We start from the raw sequence: 18154 nt of genomic DNA, 5'->3' as shown, positions 1-18154 counted from the left end.
AATGTGGTCATCGGCTTCATCGGTGTCGTCACCCCTATCGTTTGATCGCTTCGACCGGATCCCCGGCAGGGGCGCTGGCGCCTTCCACCGCGGCATCGGCTTCGGCGGCGGTGCGCCGGTTCGAACTGCCCGAAAACAGCGTACTCCAGTTATTGAAGCGGCGGTTGAACAGTACTGACAAGCCATTGATCGATCCGCCCTTGGCAATCAGCGACCAGCGTCGCGAGATTGCATAGGTCAGCTTCACCACGTTCGATGCCGATGTCAGGCTCTGCTCGTAACCGACCGAGATCTTGTCCGTCACCGACTTGCCAATGCTGACCACCTGCTGGTCGTTCAGGCCGGCGGTACTGGGCCCGATCGAGAATTCGTCGATGCCAAAGTGCGACACCACGTTCTTGCCCGCCTTGCCCCCGATCATGCCCAGTGCCGCACCGCCCAGCGCGCCACCGCTGAGCTGGCGCTGCTGGCCCGATCCCGCGCTTTCGGCGCCGTAGCCGAACATCAGCCACGACAGCTTGTCCTCGTCGGGTACATTCGGCTCCGATACCAGCCGCACGCGCGGCAGGCGCACCGTGCCGGTCACCTCGACGCCCGCTTCCACCTCCTGGTTGCGGCGCAATGCGCGGATATTGATGTTCGGGTTATCAACCGGGCCATTGAAATTGATGATGCCGCGCTCGATGTCGAGCTTGCGGCCGAACGCCTCGTACGTACCATCGACCACGCGTACCGTGCCGGTGGCCCGCATCGGTGCCAGCGGCTCGCTCTTGATGCCAAGCTGGCCGCCCAGCAGGATATCGGCGCCAGCGCCACGAAAGCGGAAGTTGTCGCCCAGATCGATCAGGATATCGATCAGCGGACTGAAGCGGCTCGCCGGCTTTGCCTCGGGCACCACGGGCGTGGCTGCGGTTTTCACTTCGCGCTGGTCGCTCCGGCGCACCACTACCACGTCATCGCCCAGTACCGGCGCGCCAGCCTTGGGCAGATCGAACAGGCCACGATCCACGCGGAACTTGCCGCGAATCGCGATCTGCTTGTTCTCGTTGGCAATGCCCGCTTCGCCAGACACGATCAGGGTGCGCTCGGGGCTCGCAAACAGCTGCAGCTTGTCGGCCACGATCCGGCCGGTCAGGTTGGGATCGGTTTCGCCGAGCTTGACCGCACCGGTAGCGGTCAACGTGCCATCGCCGCCGCGGAAGTGCACCTGTTTGAGCTCCACCGTGTTCTGGTCGAGCACCACCTGCACCACGCCATCGGTCAGGCGGATGCCCAGGTCGTAGAGCGTGATGCCGATTCCGCTGCCATTGATCGAGCCGGTCAGCAGCGGTTTGCCCACGGTGCCAGCCAACTGCAGCGACGCCGCCAACTTGCCTTCAAGCGCATACTGCGGCCCGCTGAGCGCCTCCAGCGATTTCAGGCGCGGGATATCGGCCGACACGGTACCGCCGAGCGTCGAGGCGGGCCCGACCGTCAGCAGGCCCTGCTCGTTGACCAGCCCCGCCGAGGCATCGACCACCAGCTTGCCAATGCGCTCGGACGTGGTGCCGCCGCGCAGCGTCACGCGATTGCCGCCGAACTCCGCGCGCAGCGCGGTCTCGCTCAGGCCCAGCGTGGTCCAGCCACGGCCGGCATTGACCGAGGCGTCGCCGCTGCGGCGCCGGATCTCGGCAAACCCGGTGGCGGTCTCGGCAAGGTTCAGGTTCCACTGCCCGTCGAGCACCAGGTCGGAACGCACCGGCTGCGTCTCGCCGGTGAGCGTCTCCAGCAGCTTGATGATGTTGGCCACTTCCACGCCATTGAAATTGCCCTGCGTGCGGATCCGCCCGTGATCGAAGTCGAGGCCATCGATGCTCATCGTCGCGCGCTCGAACTGCAGGCGGGTCTGGCCCAGCTTGATGTGCTGGTCGGCCACCATCAGCTGTGTGGGAGCGACCAATCGCAGCTTGATCGCGCTGCTTTCTTCCAGCGTGCGGATCGTGCCGTTCCATCCCTGGTCGCCGCGCCATGCGCCCTGCCCCGACAGGGCCAGTTGCAGTTGCCGGCCATGCATGGTGCCGGCGGCCTTGGCATCGAAGGTGTGATTGGCCTGCGTGCCGCTCAGGTTGGCATCGAGCGTGCGGATCGTGGCCTGCGGCCCCTGGTAGTCGCGCGCGGCCAGTTGGGCCGACAGCGTGCCGTCAAGCCCGCCGCGCAATTCCACATGGCCACTGGCGCTGGCCACCTTGTGCGGGCCGATCACCAGCGACTGCGCGCTGTAGTCGCCCACCACCTCGGGGCGTTTGAGCGTGCCGGTAATCTCGGCATCGACCTTTGCGCGGCCGCCGACGCCGAACTTGAGCCGGTCCAGTTGCGGCGCGTCGACATTGACCTTGAGCCGGTCGCCGCGTGCGCCGAAGCTGCCCTTCAGGTTCACCTGGTTGCCCGCCATCAGCAGCGAGGCCTCGCTTGGCAACAGCCGCTCGCCTTCAAGCCGCACCTTGCCGTTGCCGGTCATCGGCAAACCGGCGTACTCGCTTTCGCCCAGCGCGAAGTCCAGCGCCACGCGCAGCACCTTCGCCAGCGAACCCCGGGTGGAGAAATCCGCGTTGATGCGGCCCGGTGCCACCTTGGCCAGGCGCGATGGATCGAAGTTGGACAGCTTGCCCTTGAAATCGAATGCCTGGTCGTCCTTGAGGCCGAGCTTGCCTTCGGCGGTCAGCGTGCCGCTACCCAGGCCGGCACGCAGCGCTGCCAGCGTGACGGCATCTTCGTCGATCCGCGCATCGGCAAACAGCTTGATCTCGCCACCAGCCACATCCAGCGCCACGCTCTGGCGGCCCGGTTCCAGCCGCAGGATCACTGGCCCGGACAGGTTGGTCGGCACCAGGCCCGTGTGCAGCGCGGCGGCGTCCAGACGCCGCACATCGAGATCGAACCCGCCTCGTCCTTCGCGCAGGGTCCCCTGGCCGACCACTTCAGCCCGGCCCGGCAGCGCGATGCGCAGGTCGCGCAGTGTCTGCGTCTGCTCGCTCAACTCCACGCGCGCCTGCACGCTGTGCACAGGCAGGCGCTCCTTGTCGATTGGCCCGGGGTCGAGATTGCGCACCGATACTTCGCCAGCCACCGCCAGCGGATTCGGCGTGGGTGCCACGGGCTTTGGCACCGGGGCCGATGCGGACGCCGCCGACGCTGCCGCGACCGCGCTCGCGGTCGACTCACCGGGTTTCGGTTTGGCCACCTCGGGCGGCGGCGCCACCGCTTCCACCGGGCGCAGTTCCGCATGCACGGTCAGGTTGGCTTGCGGCGCGGTCGGGCTGAACAGGCGCGGGTTGATGCGTTCGCCGTCGACCATCAGGTGCGTGAACGGCACCTTGCCGAACGGTGTCACATCGGCATTGGCGCGCGCCCGGATGCGGTCGCCATTGGCTTCGAGTTCGGCACGCAAGGTCTCGAGCGACCCGCTGGCCGTGGCCGACACCGCGTAGGTTTCTTCCTTCCAGCGCCCCTCCAGCAACGCTTCGGCGGTCAGCGCGAACGGGGTCTTGCCGGCGATCTGCGCATTGGCCTGCAGCTTGCCATACGGTGTGACGAGCTTGTCCACCACCACGCGGTGCCGCTGGCCATCGCTATGCAGCGCGCCGGACAAGTCAGACAGCACCAGCGGACTCGACGTGGCCGGCGGCCCCTGCAGCACCGAGAGCTCGCCAATCGTCAGTGTGTCGACATCGACCGCCAGCGGCAGCTCCAGCGACGTGGGCATCTTCGCGGGCTCGGTACTCGGCGGCGAGGCTGGTAATCGTGCATCGATCTTGCCCAGCTTCAGCCATTCCACATGAAGCCGCGTGGGCGACCACGACATCGCCCACTTGCCGTCGATACGGTCGATGGTCACGCGCGTGTCGCCGCTGGCGAACACCACATCGTGCAGACGCAGTCCACTGGCCACGGTCCCGCCATCGAATTGGCCCGCGAGCATGCCGCCGGCCAGCCGCGTGGCCACGTTCCACAGCTGGCGCGTGCCGGCTTCGGTGCGCAAGGCCATCACTGCCGTGACGGCAATGGCCAGCAGCAGCACCAGCAACACGCCTGTCAGCCAGGCCAGCACCTTCCAGATCCTGCGCCGAGGCTTGCGTGGCTGGCGCGGCTCGTGCGGTGTATTGGGATCTTCGCGCGGCACCGGCGGCATGTCGGGCATGTTCATCAGAACGCGACCCCGAGCGAGATATGCGGACGGAACTGGTTCTGCTGGATGCCGTAGGCGATATCGAGCTGCACCGGCCCTACCGGGCTGCGCCAGCGCGCGCCCACGCCCACGCCGTGATAGATCTTGATGCCGTCGAGATTGTTGGTGGCCGTGCCCATGTCCCAGAACACTGCCGCACCCCAGTCCGGCTTGAACCAGTACTGGTACTCGAGGCTGCCCGTGCCCAGGTAGCGCGCGGGCAGCACGCTGGCCCCGCTTGGCGTGCCGATCGACTGGTAGCTGTAGCCGCGGATCGAATCGGTGCCGCCCGCGCGGAAGCGCAGCGAAGCCGGAATCAGCGCCGGATCGTTCGACGTCATGTTCGCGCCCAGTTCCAGCCGCGCCACGAACAGGTCGCGGTTGCCCACCGGCACGTACTGGCGAATGCGTCCGTACATGCGCAGGAACGTGGCATCGCTGAGCACGCCCTTGGCGGCCACACCGATCTGCGTGTTGATCACATTGCCACGGCGCGGGAACACGGGGTTGTCGACGTCGCGGCGCGTCCACGCGAACGCCGGCACCAGCGCCTTGGAAATCTGCGCCGGTTGGCCATACGGAATCAGGTTGTCGTAGTAGAAATCGAGCGACAGCGTGGTGTCGTATTTCTCGCGCGAACGCGAACGCTTGAGGCCGGCGCGCCAACTGGTCAGGTCGGTGCTCTCGATATCGATGGTGCGCTCGTAGCTGCCGTAGATACTGTTGCGATAGGTACGCGTATCGGGCGGCATGGCCGTCTCCAGGAACGCATACTGGCGCTTCTGCTCGATGCGGGCCTGCGAATCGAAGACCCAGGCGCGGTTGAACAGGTTGTAGTACGAATAGCGCCCTTCCACCTGTGCGCCGGTATCGGTCGTGTAGCCCACGCCGGAGCTGAGCCGGTGGGTCGGATATTCACGCACCCTCACGCGCACCGGAGCCGTCACGGTCTGCTGCTGCGCGGCAGCCTCTGCCGACGCGGCAGCCGGCGGCTCCTCCAGGTCGACCTGCACGTTCGAGAAATATGGCTGGTTCTGGATCGCCCGCTGCAGTTCCAGCAGCCGCTCCACGCGATACGGCTCGCCTTCGCGCAGCGGATTCACATTGCGGACGATCTGCTCCGGATAACGGCGCGTACCCTCGATTTCGATCGGCCCCAGTACATAGGCCGGTCCGCTTTCATATTTGGCCGACAGATCGGCGGCCTGCTCGTCGGGCTCCACGAGCGCCCGCGACGCAGCGAGTTTCGCGCCATAGTAGGTGTGGCTCTGCAGCTGGACCAGCGCGTCTTCCTTGGCCTTGTCCCAGTCTGCCTGGCGGAACGGGTTGCCGACCGGCAGGCCCCATTTCTTGCGCATCTCTGCTACCTGCTCGGGCGACTGCGTGGCGGCCGGGCCGGTCACGTCGACATCCACGCGCCGGATCATGGTCCGGGCACCGGCGTCGACCGTGATCTTCACCACGCGCTGGTCACCTTCGCCCTCCACCGTGGCCTTGGTCTGCGGATCGAACCAGCCTTCGGTGGACGCGAACTGGCGCACCTGGTCGCCCACGGTCTCCACCATGTACTTGAACTGGTCGTCGGAAATATCGGTACGCGTGGTATAGCGCGACAGGTCGAGATGCTCCTCGAGGATGTCCTTGAGGGCCTTGGGCGCGTCGATCTCGACCTTGTAGGCTGCCTTGGCTGCGTGGGCCGGCGCGGCCATCGCGCACAGCACGGCCAGCAGCAGGACCAGCAGTGGGGTCAACAGCGGGGCCAATAGCGGGGCCAGACCGGCTGCGCGCGCGAGTCGTCCGACACCGGTGAGGGTGCGCTGCGCCTTGCCTGCGGCGATCTGTCCGGCCATCTGGCCCCAAACAATCGTCATCCGTGCTGGTCGTCCCGAATCAAGTCGCTATTTGACCACACCACCGGCGGCACAAGGCCAACATGTCGCCAAAATTCAGGATCCACGGCCTGCCCGGCGGCAGCTCGCCTCGCCAATACGGTAAAATCCTGCCCCGTTACCCCCAACGCCGCCCAAAGGGCATAGGTTTCGCCATGGCCATGTACGAATCGGATATCACCCAGTTCCTGAAAACGCTCAAGCAGGAGCACCCGTCGCTGGAAGCGGAACAACGCCAGGGCCGTAACCTGCTGTGGGACAAGACGCCGATCGACCTCGACGAGCGTGCACGTGCCGACGCGTCGCGCGTGGCCCAGAAGCCGTACGTTTACTCGTCCGACAACTGATCGGCCCCGGCCTCCGGACCCATCCAATGCATTCGAGCGATCCGCTGGAGTCCAACCCGCAGGACAAGCTGAAGCTGCCCGTGGAGTTGCCCAGCGTGGCGCCATCGACCGGTGGCGGCGCCAATCCCGCCGATATGGTCGACGGCATGGCGTTTGCGCGCCTGTACGGCGAGCCGCTGTTCAAGCTGCCGCAGGACCTGTATATCCCGCCCGATGCGCTCGAAGTCTTCCTGGAAGCGTTCGAAGGCCCGCTCGACCTGCTGCTGTACCTGATCCGCAAGCAGAACTTCAACGTCCTGGACATCCCGATGGCCCAGGTGACGCGTCAGTATCTCCTGTATATCGAGCAGATCCGCAAGACCAACCTTGAGCTGGCGGCTGAATACCTGCTCATGGCGGCGATGCTGATCGAAATCAAGTCGCGCATGCTGCTGCCGGTCAAGAAGGCCGACAGCGATGACGAAGCCGAGGATCCGCGCGCCGAACTGGTGCGCCGCCTGCTCGAATACGAGCAGATGAAGCTGGCCGCGCAGCGGCTGGACACCGTGCCGCAACTGGGCCGGGACTTCCTGCGCTCGCAGGTGTTCATCGAACAAAGCCTGGCGCCGCGCTTCCCCGATGTGGAAACGCTGGACCTGCAATCGGCCTGGGCCGACGTGCTCAAACGCGCCAAGCTGAACCAGCACCACAAGATCTCGCGCGAGGAACTGTCCGTGCGCGAGCATATGAGCCAGATCCTGCGCCGGCTGCAACATGCCCGGTTCATGGAGTTCAGCGAACTGTTCGAGGACGCGATCCGCTCGGGCAAGGGCGTGCCCGTGGTGGTGGTGAACTTTATCGCCATGCTCGAACTGGCGCGCGAATCGCTGGTCGAGATCACCCAGGCCGAGCCTTTCGCACCGGTTTATGTGCGATTGGCGTACACGCCAGCCTGATCCTTCCGCCTGGCGGGACACTTCCCGGGCCGATCAGGCCCGAACCGGCGCGGATGCTCTACAATCCGCCGACAGCCGGCCCATCGACGTTCATAGAGTCCGGCGCATCCGGCGCCATCCCGAATCACGGCAGCCGGGACGCTCCTACCACGACCGCACACCACATTCATGAAAGTCATTTCCTCCATCCAGGAGTTGCGGGACCAGTTGCGCGGCCAGAATCGCGTGGCGTTCGTCCCTACCATGGGCAACCTGCATGAAGGCCACCTGTCGCTGATGCGGCTGGCGCGCCAGCATGGCGACCCCGTGGTGGCGTCGATCTTCGTCAACCGGCTGCAGTTCGGCCCGAACGAGGATTTCGACAAGTACCCGCGCACGCTGCAGGATGACATCGAGAAACTGCAGAGCGAAGGCGTGTACGTGCTGTTTGCGCCGACCGAGCGCGACATGTACCCGGTACCGCAGGAATATCGCGTGGAACCGCCGCATGACCTCGGCGACATCCTCGAAGGCGAATTCCGCCCCGGGTTCTTCAAGGGCGTGTGCACGGTGGTGATGAAGCTGTTCTGCTGCGTGCAACCGCGCGTCGCCGTGTTCGGCAAGAAGGACTACCAGCAACTGATGATCGTGCGCCGCATGGCCAAGCAGTTCGCACTGCCGGTGGACATCATTCCGGCCGAGACCGTGCGCGCCGAGGACGGCCTGGCGCTGTCGTCGCGCAACCGCTACCTTGCCGAAGCCGAGCGTGCCGAAGCGCCGATCCTCTACAAGACGTTGCATGAGGTGCGCGACACCGTGCTGGGCAATGGCAATGTGGACCTGCTGGCGGTCGAGGCCGATGCGCTGGCACGCCTGCAGGCACGCGGCTGGCAGCCCGACTATGTTTCGATCCGCAAGCGCGACAACCTGCAGCCCCCGACCCGCGAAGAATTCGCGGCCGGCGAGCCGTTGGTGGTACTGACAGCGGCCAAGCTCGGCAACACGCGACTGATCGACAATCTGGAAATCTGAGCGGGCAAGGGTTCAGTTCAGGCGCGCTTCAGGCGCGCCTTTTCGCGTTCCAGATGCCGCCGATGGCCGCTGCGGCGTTTCCACCAGATCAGCACGCCGGTGACCGCGAAGGCCAGCGGGATCAATCCGAACACGGTGATGAACGCACGGCCGTACACGCCAAACGCCTCACCCGTATGCAGCGGGAACAGCCAGTTGATAAAGGTATCGCCCGATGGCGCATCGCGCGGATCGCGCACGCCGAGTGGGCGGCCGGTATAGGCGTCCAGCCACAACCTTGTAGCACCGCTGTCGGCCCGGACTTCGCCCTCCTGTCGCAAGCGGATTTCATAGGCGTCGCCGGGCTTGCGCGGCAGGCTGATGCGCGTCACCTGCGCACCGGGAAACTGCTGCTGCGCGGCCGTCATCGCCTGGGCCGGCGTAATGGCATGGGTACCCGCCGGCGGTGTTTCTGACTGGTGCTTGGCGGGCGGGCTGACCGTCATCACCGTACTGATGATCGGCGTGACCCATTTCGGCAGGTTCAGATACCACCCCGAAAATGCGATGGTGGCCAGAACCGGCGCCACGAAGATGCCGCCCGCACGATGGAAGGTGTAGATGAAGCGCGACCACGATCCCCCATGCGTGATCCGCACCGACTGCTTCAGCGCGCGCAGCTTGAGCTTGGGCCACCACAGCACCACGCCCATCAGCACGGTAAAGAACAGCATCATCCCGGTCACGCCAGTGATGGTCTTGCCCGTATCGCCAGACAGCAGGTAGCGATGCAGGTGAAAGATGGTCGGCATGATTTGCTGGCGCGAGACGCCGGGCACGCCAAACAGACGCTCTCCCTTCACGGCCAGCGTGATCGGGTCGATCATCACCTGCCGAGAGCGGCCGGGCATGGCCTGCGGGCCCTGGATCGGGTAATAGGCAATGAACACGTCGTGCTCATCGGTCGGCAACATCAGCAGGTTGGGCTTGCCATACTGCGGATCGGCCATCAGCTTGGCCGTCACCGACTCGACCGTGGCGGCGCCCACCGGGATGCGCGTGGCCGAAGTGGCCTGCAACAGGTCGGGATTGAGCCACGTGTCGATTTCATCGCGCCACGAGATCACGGTGCCGGTCAGGCCCATCATGACGAACAGCAGGCCGAAGACCAGCCCGATATAGAGATGGAGCTTGACGAGAATGGTGCGGAGACGACCGGAGACCATGCGGGAGACTTTTTATTAAGAGACGCGGCGCATACGGCACCTGATACGTATTGGATACGTGCGTTTGGAATCGCATCTGTGCGGCAACCCGCAAACGCAAATGCGAAGAATTCGCGATTCTAGCAGCGTGACGTTAAGATCGGAGCCGGCACCACTCCCACCCACATCACACGGTGCCGTCTTGTCCTGCCATGCCCCTGATCGAACTGGTTCCCGCCACGCCGGCCGATGCCGACCTGCTCGCCGCCATGCACGCCGATAGCTGGCGTCATTCCTATGCCGGCCTGATTCCCGCCACCTGGCTTGAAACCTATGCACTGAACGAGCGGCAAGCCACCTGGCGCGCGCGCATGCTCGAAGGCGCCGAAGCTCCGTTCGAAGCCACCATCCTGCGTATCAATGGTCAGGCCGCCGGCTTCTCGTGCCTGATGCCGCTGGCCGAGCCCGGCTACGGCATCTATCTCGACAACCTGCATGTGCTGCATGCGTATCACGGGAAAGGCTACGGCAAGCAGCTGATGGCGCACTGCGCCTGCCGCGTGGCGAGCCAATGGCCGGGCAAGCCGCTGTTCCTGTATGTGCTCGATGGCAATGCACAGGCGCGCGAGTTCTACCGGCGTCTCGGCGGCGTGGAATCGGACAGTTTCCAGGATCCGTTCCCGGGCACCGACCTGATGGTGACCGTGCGTCGCGTGACGTGGGACGATGTGGACGCACTGGTCAGCCGGCTGGCGCCCGGTCCTTAGCACGCACGCTAGCGGGACTGCAGCGGCGCGAATAGCGGCGCAAACAAGGCCGCAAGGTCGAGGTGGTCGGCCATGCTGCCGGCCAGCCGGTCGATTGAAGCTTCGCGCAATGCGTCGAGATCGATGCCGTCGGCCCGAGCCAGTCCCGCCCAGCGCAGCAGCGCACCACAGGCGGCCGGATCGTCGAATACGCCGTGGACATAGGTGGCCAGCACCTGGTCGTCGGGCGACACCGCGCCGTCGGGGCGGCGGCCGCCATGGTTGTCGTCGAGCCATAGCGCGGGCCGCGACAGGTCGGGCCCTTCGGTTACGCCCAGATGGATCTCGTAGCCCGTGACCGGCGCATCGTCCAGGCCCAGCCGCCCGGTCACACGGCGCAACTGCTTTTCCGGGGCCAGCGTGGTCTCGAAATCAAGCAAACCCAAGCCCTCGCTGGAACCGGCCGGCCCTTCGCGGCCGTCGGGATCGTGAATGCAGTGTCCCAGCATCTGCATGCCGCCGCAGATGCCCATGAGCTTGCCGCCGTAGCGCAGGTGGCGCAGCAGCGCCCGATCCCAGCCGTTGGCACGCAGGAAGGCCAGGTCTGCACGGACGCTCTTGCTGCCGGGCAAGATCACCAGATCGGCAGCCGGAATCGGCATGCCCGGGCCAACAAAGCGCAGGTCGACATTGGGATGGGCACGCAGCGCATCGAAATCGGTATGGTTCGAGATCCGTGGCAGCACCGGCACGATCACCCGTAGCACCTCGCCACCTTGCTCGCTGCCTGATCCCGTTACCTGGGCACTGGCGATCGCATCCTCGGCATCGAGATGCAGGCCATGCAGATACGGCAGCACCCCGAACACAGGTTTGCCGGTACGTGCGGTGAGCCAGTCCAGGCCTGGCTGCAGCAGCCCGATATCGCCACGGAAACGGTTGATGATGAAACCGGTCACGCGCGCGCGTTCGCTCTCCGACAGGCAGTCGAGCGTGCCAACCAGATGCGCGAACACGCCACCACGATCGATGTCGGCCACCAGCACCACGGGACAATCGACCCGTTCGGCAAAGCCCATATTGGCGATATCGCGATCGCGCAGATTCACTTCGGCGGGGCTGCCGGCGCCCTCCACCACCACCACGTGGTACGCCTGCTTCAGCCGTTCATGGCTTTCCAGCACGGCGGCCATCGCCTGGGGCTTGTACGCGTGGTAGGCACGGGCATCGAGATCCATGCGCGCGCGGCCATGGATGATGACCTGCGCGCCAATGTCGCTGCTGGGCTTGAGCAGCACCGGATTCATGTCGGTATGCGGCGCCAGCCCTGCGGCCTGGGCCTGCAGGGCCTGTGCGCGGCCGATCTCGCCACCATCGACGGTCACCGCGCTGTTCAGCGCCATGTTCTGCGGCTTGAATGGCGCCACGGGCACGCCAGCGCGCGCCAGGATGCGGCACAGGCCAGCCACCACGGTACTTTTGCCGGCGTCGGACGTGGTGCCCTGGACCATCAGGGTGCCGCGCAGGTTGCGCGCGGCAAAAGGATCGACGGGATTGGCGGAGGGATCATTTCGCATCGCGCGATTATCGCAGCACGGCTGGTGCATCGGGGCACCGGTCTGCAAGATCCATGCATGCGGGCACCTGATGCGACGGCTACAATACGCCGCATGAAGACCCACGCCACCACCCAGGCGCTGAATCTCGCGGCCACCGTCGATCCCGCATCGGCAGGCGCGGCCACGGCCAGCGAGCCGGCGACGGAAACCTCGCCGCAACCCCAGCAAGGCAGCGCGGCGCCGCGCGAGCTGACCCTCGTTTTGGGTGGTGCGCGCTCGGGCAAGAGCCATTTCGCCGAGCAACTGGCCACCGATCATGCAGCGTTGACGCGCGGCCCGGTCACCTATATCGCCACGGCACGTCACGATGCCGAACCGGCCGACGAAGAGATGGAACTGCGCATTGCGCTGCATCGTGCGCGCCGTCCGGCCGACTGGACGCTGGTTGAAGAACCGATACACCTGGCAGATGCGCTGTATGCGCACGCGCGTCATGACGGCTGCATCCTGGTGGACTGCGCAACGCTGTGGCTCAACAACCTGATCTTCGGTGACCAGCGCGAGTACCCCGAGCATGGCGTGATCACCCCGCCCCCGGCCTTTACCGAGGAAATCGATGCGCTGATGACGGCGCTGCCAATGCTGCCGGGCCATGTGATCCTGGTCTCGAATGAAATCGGCTTTGGCGTGGTACCGATGGGCGCCATCACGCGCTTCTATGTCGACGAACTGGGCCGCCTGAACCAGAAGCTGGCCGCCGCTGCCGATCGCGTACGCCTGCTGGTGGCAGGTATCCCGGTCTCGATCAAGGACCCCGCCCCGCGCGGCAGCGCCACGCGATGAGCAGCCGATGATCGCGTTGTCCTGGCCGGCCTGCGTGGCCGCCGCGCTTGCCGGCGTGCTGCTGGACCGCTGGCTCGGCGAACCGCGCCGCTGGCACCCGCTGATAGGCTTCGGCCGTATCGCCACCGCCGTGGCCAACCGCCTGAATCGTCCCGCAAGCGGCGCACTGCGCCAACGCATGGCGGGCCTGCTGGCATGGACGACGGTCGTGCTCGGGCCCGCTGCCGCCGCGATGTGGCTGATTGCCGTTGCCGCTGCCATCCACCCCGCGCTGGCATGGGTGCTGCATGTGTTGGCGCTGTATTTCGCGCTCGGTGCGTGCAGCCTCGCGCAACATATCGCGCCAATTGCCGCGGCACTGACACGCAATGACCTCGACGCCGCACGCTCGCTGACCGCGCGCATCGTATCGCGCGATACGGCCGATGCCGACGCCGAAGCGCTGGCACGTGCCGCGTGTGAATCGGCGCTTGAAAACGGCAACGATGCGATCTTCGGCGCGCTGTTCTGGTTTCTGGTCGGCGGTGCGCCGGCCGTGATCGTGTTTCGCCTGGCCAACACGCTCGACGCGATGTGGGGCTATCGCACGCCGCGCTGGGCCATGTTCGGCTGGGCTGCGGCACGCATCGACGATGCGTTGAACCTGATTCCCGCGCGCCTGACTGCGCTTTCGTATGCGTTGCTGGGTGCCACCACGCAGGCGCTGCATTGCTGGCGCACACAAGCCCCGGCATGGTCGAGCCCGAACGCCGGTCCGGTGATGGCAGCCGGCGCGGGTGCGGTGGGTGTCGCGCTGGGTGGTGGCGCACGCTATCACGGTGAATGGGAAGAGCGCCCGCCACTGGGCATTGGCGAAACACCGGCCGCCGCGCACGTGCATGCCTGCCTGCGGCTCGTGCAACGGACCTTGTGGCTGTGGCTTGGTGTGGCGATGCTGAGCGTGCCGCTGGTTGCGATGCTGGAACACGCATGAGCGCGATGGCTCCAATCCGCCATGGCGGCAACCTGCTGGCAGCCGTGCAGCGCTATCAGCGACCGGTTGCAGACTGGCTCGACCTGTCCACCGGGATCAATCCTGCCAGCTATCCGGTGCCGGCTTTGCCGGTCGAGGTCTGGCAGCGTTTGCCTCAGGACGAGGATGGCCTGGCGGAAATCGCCGCCCACGCCTACGGCGCGCCGCGCGCGTTGCCGGTGGCCGGTTCACAGGCCGCCATCCGCAACCTGCCCGCGCTGTTGCCGCTGGGGCGCGTGGGCATCGCCGCGCTCGGCTATAGCGAGTATGCGCCGGCCTTTGCGCAAGCCGGGCACACCGTGGTGCCGCTCGACGAAGCCGATTTCGCGCGCGACGACCTGCCGGCTGGCCTCGACCACCTGGTGGTCGTCAATCCGAACAATCCAACCGCACGACTGCTATCGGCCGACACGCTGCTGCGCTGGCACGCGCGCTTGCGCACGCTGATCGTCGATGAAGCATTTCTTGACGCTACGTCGGCCGCCTCGCTGGCCGCGCACACCGACCAAACGGGCCTGGTAGTACTGCGCTCGATCGGCAAGTTCTACGGACTGGCCGGCATCCGCTGTGGCTTCGTGCTGGCCGCGCCCGCCCTGCTCGATGCGCTGTCATTGCGACTGGGGCACTGGTCGGTGTCAGGCCCGGCGCGCGCGGTTGCCCGTAGCGCACTGACCGACACCGCATGGCAGGCTGCCACCCGCATTGCACTGGATCGGCAAGGCAAGCGGTTGGCGATGTTGTTGCGTGGCCATGGTCTGCAAGGCGTGTCGCAACCGCTGTTCAGTTGGGTGCCTGACGACCGGGCGGCCACGTTGCACGAAGCACTGGCGCAGCAAGGCATCTGGACGCGCCTGTTCGATGCGGCCGGCGGCTGCCCGGCCAGCCTGCGCCTGGGCCTGCCGCCCGACACCGAATCTGCATGGCAGCGGCTCGATGCCGCGCTGAACCACATCCTTACCTGACACCGATGAAGGCTCTTTCCCTGCTGGCTGTCGCGCTGCTTGCAAGCACTGCTGCACATGCCGCCGTAACCGCCGTCGATGACGCCGGCCAGACCATCACGCTGAACCAGCCCGCGCGACGCATCGTCTCGCTGGCGCCGCATGTCACCGAACTGATCTATGCGGCCGGTGGTGGCGATCGCATCGTCGGCACGGTCAGCTATAGCGACTATCCGCCGCAGGCGCGCGATATCCCGCGGGTGGGCGACAACAAGGCGTTGGACCTGGAACGCATCGCGGCGCTCAAGCCCGACCTGATCGTGGTCTGGCGCCATGGCAATGCGCAAAAGCAGACCGACCGGCTGCGTGCGCTGGGCATGCCGCTATTTTTCAGCGAACCGCGCAGGCTTGAATCGATCCCCGAAAACCTTGAAAAGCTTGGCGCACTGATGGGCACCGAGCCCGTGGCCAACCGTGCCGCCAGCGATTTCCGCCAGCAGGTGGACACCCTGCGCAAGACCTACGCCAGCCGGCCGCCCGTAACCGTGTTCTACCAGGTCTGGCAGCAGCCATTGATGACGCTGAACGGGCAGCACCTGGTCAGCGATCTGCTGGCGCTGTGTGGCGGTCGCAACCTGTTTGCCAAGGAAGCCCCGCTGGTACCTACGGTTTCGGTAGAGGCCGTGGTGGCCGGCAATCCCGAGGCAATGCTGACGGCGGGCATGGGTGCCACGCGCCCGGACAAACCGCTCGCCGATTTCTCGATGTGGGAGAAGTGGAAGCAGGTCACCGCCGTGGCACGCAACAACCTGTTCATCATCGACGGCGATCTGGTCAACCGTGCCGGGCCACGCGTGGTCAAGGGCGCGGCGGAAATCTGCAAGGATCTCGATATCGCACGGTCGCGGCGCGGGAATTGACATTCCCCCGGTTTGCTCCCCTCTCCCGCATGGCGGGAGAGGGGTTGGGGGAGAGGGCAATGCGGTTCAATTTGCCGATATCGCGTCTTGATGCGCTGGCCCTCTCCCCCGCCCCTCTCCCGCGTGCGGGAGAGGGGAGAAACCCTTCGCATCAACCGACGCGATTCCACCACCCCAGTCGTGCCGGCCCGCCACCGAGCCGGAACTTGCACGTCGCGCCAAATCCCAGCGACCACTGCAGCGTCTGCGCCAGCGTCAGGCCCAGCCAATGCGCGGCCAGCATGCGCATCGGCCCGGCATGGGTAACCACCCAAATTCGTTGATCCGCTTCAATATCGAGCGCATCGGCCCACGCGCCAATGCGTGACATGACCTGCGCCGGATTCTCGCCGCCGTGGGGTCGCGCATCCATCAGGTCGGCCGCCCACTGGTCCAGCGCGGCGCGCGGAATATCATCCCAGCGCTGGCCCTCCCAGCTACCAAAATCCATTTCGCGCAAACGCGGTTCCACCTCGCTGCGCGGCAGGCCTTCCACGCAGGCATCGAACAGCGCAGCGGTCTCGCGTGCACGCGTCGCGGGGCTGGTCACGATGCGATGCGGATGTGCCAGACCTGCCACGATATCGGCAGGTGCCGGTGTCACGGGCTGCACCAGCGCGAGGTCCAGGCTGCCATAGCAGACGCCTGGCGCCACCTGGGGTTGGGCGTGGCGGATTAGTACCACTTCCATGCGGCCGCCACGAGGTAGATCGACAACTCGGCCAGTTGCTGCGCCATGCCCAGGCAATCGCCGGTATAACCACCAAGCCGGCGCACAAAGTACGCACCCAATGCAGTGCGCAGTGCCGCCAGTACCAGGATCGTCACACCCGCAAACAGTGGCGAAATCCACAACAGCGGCAACACGCCGCAAGCCAGCGCGAACAACAGGCCCGTGCCAGCCAGTCGCTGCGCCACCGGCTTGGCCTTGCCTTCAGGCCGCACATACTCGTGCGTGGCCAGGAACGTGATCGCCATGGCGCGGCTGGCACCGTGCGCGGCAATCAGGATGGCCAGCAGGATCTCTACGCCGCCCGTCTCACCCACCGACACCAGCAACTGCCACTTCAGCAGCAGCGCCACCACGATGGCGATGGCCCCAAACGCGCCCACACGCGAATCGTGCATGATCTCCAGCACGTCTTCACGGCGATATCCGCCGCCGAAAGCATCGACGCAATCGGCCAGCCCATCTTCATGAAACGCACCGGTCAGCAACAGCGTGGCCGCGATGCCCAGCACGATGGCCACCGACGGCGACCACAACTGCCATGCGCCCCACGTCACCAGTGCGCCCATCACGCCGACCAGCAGGCCCACCAGCGGAAAATAGCGGGCGGCGGCGTTCAGGTAATGCGGTGCGAACCCCACCCAGCCTGCCAGCCGCTGCGGCAACGGCACGCGCGTGAAATAGCCAACGGCGGTCAGGAAGAAACGGAGTTCGTCAGCCATGGCGACTCACTATGCCGAGGCGTTGCTGACACCGGCACCACTGAAGGTAGCCATCTCGCGCAGGAAGGCCGCAGCCGACGCCACCAGCGGCCATGCCAGCGCGGCGCCAGTACCCTCGCCCAGGCGCAGGTCCAGCGCCAGCAAGGGCTCGGCCTTGAACTCGGCCAGCAATGCACGATGACCCTGCTCATGCGAGCAATGCGAGAACACGCAGTACTGCAGTACGTTCGGATCGATCCGCGCGGCAACCAGCAACGCCGCCGAAGCAATAAAACCATCCACGAGGATCACCATGCGACTGGCCGCTGCGGCCAGATAGGCCCCGGTCATCGCCGCGATCTCGAAGCCGCCGAACGTGGCCAGCACATCGAGCGGATCCGAAACTTCGGGGTGCTGCGCCAGCGCGCGCGCCAGGATCTCGCGCTTGCGGGCCACGCCAGCGTCGTCAAGCCCCGTGCCGCGGCCTGTGCACGTTTCCAGCGGCAGGCCGGTCAGCCTGCTCATCACGCAAGCGGCTGCGGAAGTATTGGCAATGCCCATCTCGCCGAAGCCGATTACATTGGTGCCCTGCTGCGCATGACGCAGCACGCGTGCGATGCCGGCATTGATGGCGGCCCCGGTCTCGGCCGGGGTCATGGCCGGCTGCTCGACGAAATTGCGCGTGCCGTTGGCCACCCGGCAGTTGACCAGACCGGGCGACGCAGGCAGCGGCGCGCGTACGCCCACGTCCACCACCTCGAGCGCCAAGCCGTGCAGGCGCGTGAACACATTGATGGCGGCGCCGCCGCCGAGGAAGTTCAGCACCATCTGCGCCGTCACCTCGGCCGGGAATGCGCTGACACCGGCATCGGCCACGCCGTGGTCGCCCGCGAACACGATGATCGCGGGACGCTTGAGCTCAGGCACGGTTTCGCCACGGATCAGGCCGATCTGCATGGCCAGCGCTTCGAGCCGGCCCAGCGAACCGGGCGGCTTGGTCTTGTCGTCGATGGCAGCCTGCAGCACGGCGCGCAGCGTTTCGTCGAGCGGCGCAATCGGCGGCAGGGTCATGGCGAATTCGGAAATCTGGGTC

Annotated in this window: 15 protein-coding genes; 8 read left to right on the top strand and 7 right to left on the bottom strand. The window is 66.0% G+C overall.

The annotated features are described in order from the left end of the window. Positions 1-34: 34 nt before the first annotated feature. Together ACO550_RS10575 and ACO550_RS10570 are read right to left on the bottom strand one after the other, a co-directional pair. Positions 35-4183: a translocation/assembly module TamB domain-containing protein gene (locus ACO550_RS10575; RefSeq protein WP_315592678.1), complete on the bottom strand. Its 4149-nt coding sequence runs from the start codon at positions 4181-4183 to the stop codon at positions 35-37. Further along, positions 4183-6075 (bottom strand): BamA/TamA family outer membrane protein, encoded by a 1893-nt coding sequence (locus tag ACO550_RS10570; RefSeq protein ID WP_315592679.1) that lies wholly within the window; start codon positions 6073-6075, stop codon positions 4183-4185. The genes ACO550_RS10575 and ACO550_RS10570 overlap by 1 nt, the downstream gene beginning before the upstream one ends. 173 nt (positions 6076-6248) lie before the next feature. On the opposite strand from ACO550_RS10570, the gene ACO550_RS10565 reads away from it, so the two are divergent. The 3 genes from ACO550_RS10565 to panC all read left to right on the top strand — a co-directional run bounded on the left by ACO550_RS10565 (position 6249) and on the right by panC (position 8386). Next, a complete protein-coding gene (locus tag ACO550_RS10565; RefSeq protein WP_315592680.1) occupies positions 6249-6440 on the top strand; it encodes a DUF3460 family protein in 192 nt (63 codons plus the stop codon). Positions 6441-6466: 26 nt separating this feature from the next. Beyond that, a complete protein-coding gene (locus ACO550_RS10560) occupies positions 6467-7375 on the top strand; it encodes a segregation/condensation protein A (protein WP_315592681.1) in 909 nt (302 codons plus the stop codon). A 168-nt stretch (positions 7376-7543) separates the two neighbouring features. After that, entirely contained in the window at positions 7544-8386 is an 843-nt protein-coding gene (panC, locus tag ACO550_RS10555; protein WP_315592682.1) for a pantoate--beta-alanine ligase, read from the top strand. Positions 8387-8403: 17 nt separating this feature from the next. On the opposite strand, the gene ACO550_RS10550 is transcribed toward panC, so the two are convergent. Continuing rightward, on the bottom strand, positions 8404-9591 hold the full coding sequence (locus tag ACO550_RS10550) for a PepSY-associated TM helix domain-containing protein (protein ID WP_315592683.1): 1188 nt from the start codon (positions 9589-9591) through the stop codon (positions 8404-8406). A gap of 191 nt (positions 9592-9782) precedes the next feature. On the opposite strand from ACO550_RS10550, the gene ACO550_RS10545 reads away from it, so the two are divergent. After that, the gene (locus ACO550_RS10545; protein WP_315592684.1) at positions 9783-10337 is read left to right on the top strand and encodes a GNAT family N-acetyltransferase; all 555 of its coding nucleotides are present in this window, start codon (positions 9783-9785) and stop codon (positions 10335-10337) included. 8 nt (positions 10338-10345) lie between these two features. Here ACO550_RS10545 and ACO550_RS10540 read toward each other — a convergent pair whose 3' ends face one another. Next, complete coding sequence (locus ACO550_RS10540) at positions 10346-11827, bottom strand: cobyric acid synthase (protein WP_315592743.1); 1482 nt, start codon at positions 11825-11827, stop codon at positions 10346-10348. 159 nt (positions 11828-11986) lie between these two features. On the opposite strand from ACO550_RS10540, the gene cobU reads away from it, so the two are divergent. The 4 genes from cobU to ACO550_RS10520 are packed head-to-tail and all read left to right on the top strand — an operon-like array spanning position 11987 to position 15591. Next, complete coding sequence (gene cobU, locus ACO550_RS10535; protein WP_315592685.1) at positions 11987-12718, top strand: bifunctional adenosylcobinamide kinase/adenosylcobinamide-phosphate guanylyltransferase; 732 nt, start codon at positions 11987-11989, stop codon at positions 12716-12718. 7 nt (positions 12719-12725) lie between these two features. Next, the gene (gene cbiB / locus ACO550_RS10530) at positions 12726-13691 is read left to right on the top strand and encodes an adenosylcobinamide-phosphate synthase CbiB (protein ID WP_315592686.1); all 966 of its coding nucleotides are present in this window, start codon (positions 12726-12728) and stop codon (positions 13689-13691) included. Further along, on the top strand, positions 13688-14692 hold the full coding sequence (gene cobD / locus ACO550_RS10525; protein ID WP_315592687.1) for a threonine-phosphate decarboxylase CobD: 1005 nt from the start codon (positions 13688-13690) through the stop codon (positions 14690-14692). The genes cbiB and cobD overlap by 4 nt, the downstream gene beginning before the upstream one ends. A gap of 5 nt (positions 14693-14697) precedes the next feature. Next, positions 14698-15591 (top strand): helical backbone metal receptor, encoded by an 894-nt coding sequence (locus tag ACO550_RS10520; protein WP_315592688.1) that lies wholly within the window; start codon positions 14698-14700, stop codon positions 15589-15591. Between the two features lie 151 nt (positions 15592-15742). Here ACO550_RS10520 and ACO550_RS10515 read toward each other — a convergent pair whose 3' ends face one another. The 3 genes from ACO550_RS10515 to cobT are packed head-to-tail and all read right to left on the bottom strand — an operon-like array spanning position 15743 to position 18132. Next, complete coding sequence (locus ACO550_RS10515) at positions 15743-16321, bottom strand: histidine phosphatase family protein (RefSeq protein WP_315592689.1); 579 nt, start codon at positions 16319-16321, stop codon at positions 15743-15745. Continuing rightward, positions 16306-17082 carry an adenosylcobinamide-GDP ribazoletransferase gene (locus tag ACO550_RS10510; protein WP_315592690.1) on the bottom strand — a complete coding sequence of 259 codons (777 nt, stop codon included), beginning with the start codon at positions 17080-17082 and terminating at the stop codon, positions 16306-16308. Before ACO550_RS10510 ends, ACO550_RS10515 begins: the two co-directional genes overlap by 16 nt. 9 nt (positions 17083-17091) lie before the next feature. Then, positions 17092-18132, bottom strand: a complete 1041-nt coding sequence (gene cobT, locus ACO550_RS10505; protein ID WP_315592744.1) for a nicotinate-nucleotide--dimethylbenzimidazole phosphoribosyltransferase — start codon at positions 18130-18132, stop codon at positions 17092-17094. Between the last annotated feature and the right edge of the window lie 22 nt (positions 18133-18154).

The sequence above is a fragment of the Cupriavidus sp. genome (genome assembly GCF_057315035.1).
Note: the sequence above shows the minus strand (reverse complement) of the source record. Positions and strands in the feature narration are given on the sequence as shown.

Bases quoted from the DNA above. Each gene is read 5' to 3' on its own strand.
- ACO550_RS10575 (WP_315592678.1), bottom strand. From the start codon at position 4,183: ATGAACATGCCCGACATGCCGCCGGTGCCGCGCGAAGATCCCAATACA.
- ACO550_RS10570 (WP_315592679.1), bottom strand. From the start codon at position 6,075: ATGACGATTGTTTGGGGCCAGATGGCCGGACAGATCGCCGCAGGCAAG.
- ACO550_RS10565 (WP_315592680.1), top strand. From the start codon at position 6,249: ATGGCCATGTACGAATCGGATATCACCCAGTTCCTGAAAACGCTCAAG.
- ACO550_RS10560 (WP_315592681.1), top strand. From the start codon at position 6,467: ATGCATTCGAGCGATCCGCTGGAGTCCAACCCGCAGGACAAGCTGAAG.
- panC (WP_315592682.1), top strand. From the start codon at position 7,544: ATGAAAGTCATTTCCTCCATCCAGGAGTTGCGGGACCAGTTGCGCGGC.
- ACO550_RS10550 (WP_315592683.1), bottom strand. From the start codon at position 9,591: ATGGTCTCCGGTCGTCTCCGCACCATTCTCGTCAAGCTCCATCTCTAT.
- ACO550_RS10545 (WP_315592684.1), top strand. From the start codon at position 9,783: ATGCCCCTGATCGAACTGGTTCCCGCCACGCCGGCCGATGCCGACCTG.
- ACO550_RS10540 (WP_315592743.1), bottom strand. From the start codon at position 11,827: ATGGTCCAGGGCACCACGTCCGACGCCGGCAAAAGTACCGTGGTGGCT.
- cobU (WP_315592685.1), top strand. From the start codon at position 11,987: ATGAAGACCCACGCCACCACCCAGGCGCTGAATCTCGCGGCCACCGTC.
- cbiB (WP_315592686.1), top strand. From the start codon at position 12,726: ATGATCGCGTTGTCCTGGCCGGCCTGCGTGGCCGCCGCGCTTGCCGGC.
- cobD (WP_315592687.1), top strand. From the start codon at position 13,688: ATGAGCGCGATGGCTCCAATCCGCCATGGCGGCAACCTGCTGGCAGCC.
- ACO550_RS10520 (WP_315592688.1), top strand. From the start codon at position 14,698: ATGAAGGCTCTTTCCCTGCTGGCTGTCGCGCTGCTTGCAAGCACTGCT.
- ACO550_RS10515 (WP_315592689.1), bottom strand. From the start codon at position 16,321: ATGGAAGTGGTACTAATCCGCCACGCCCAACCCCAGGTGGCGCCAGGC.
- ACO550_RS10510 (WP_315592690.1), bottom strand. From the start codon at position 17,082: ATGGCTGACGAACTCCGTTTCTTCCTGACCGCCGTTGGCTATTTCACG.
- cobT (WP_315592744.1), bottom strand. From the start codon at position 18,132: ATGACCCTGCCGCCGATTGCGCCGCTCGACGAAACGCTGCGCGCCGTG.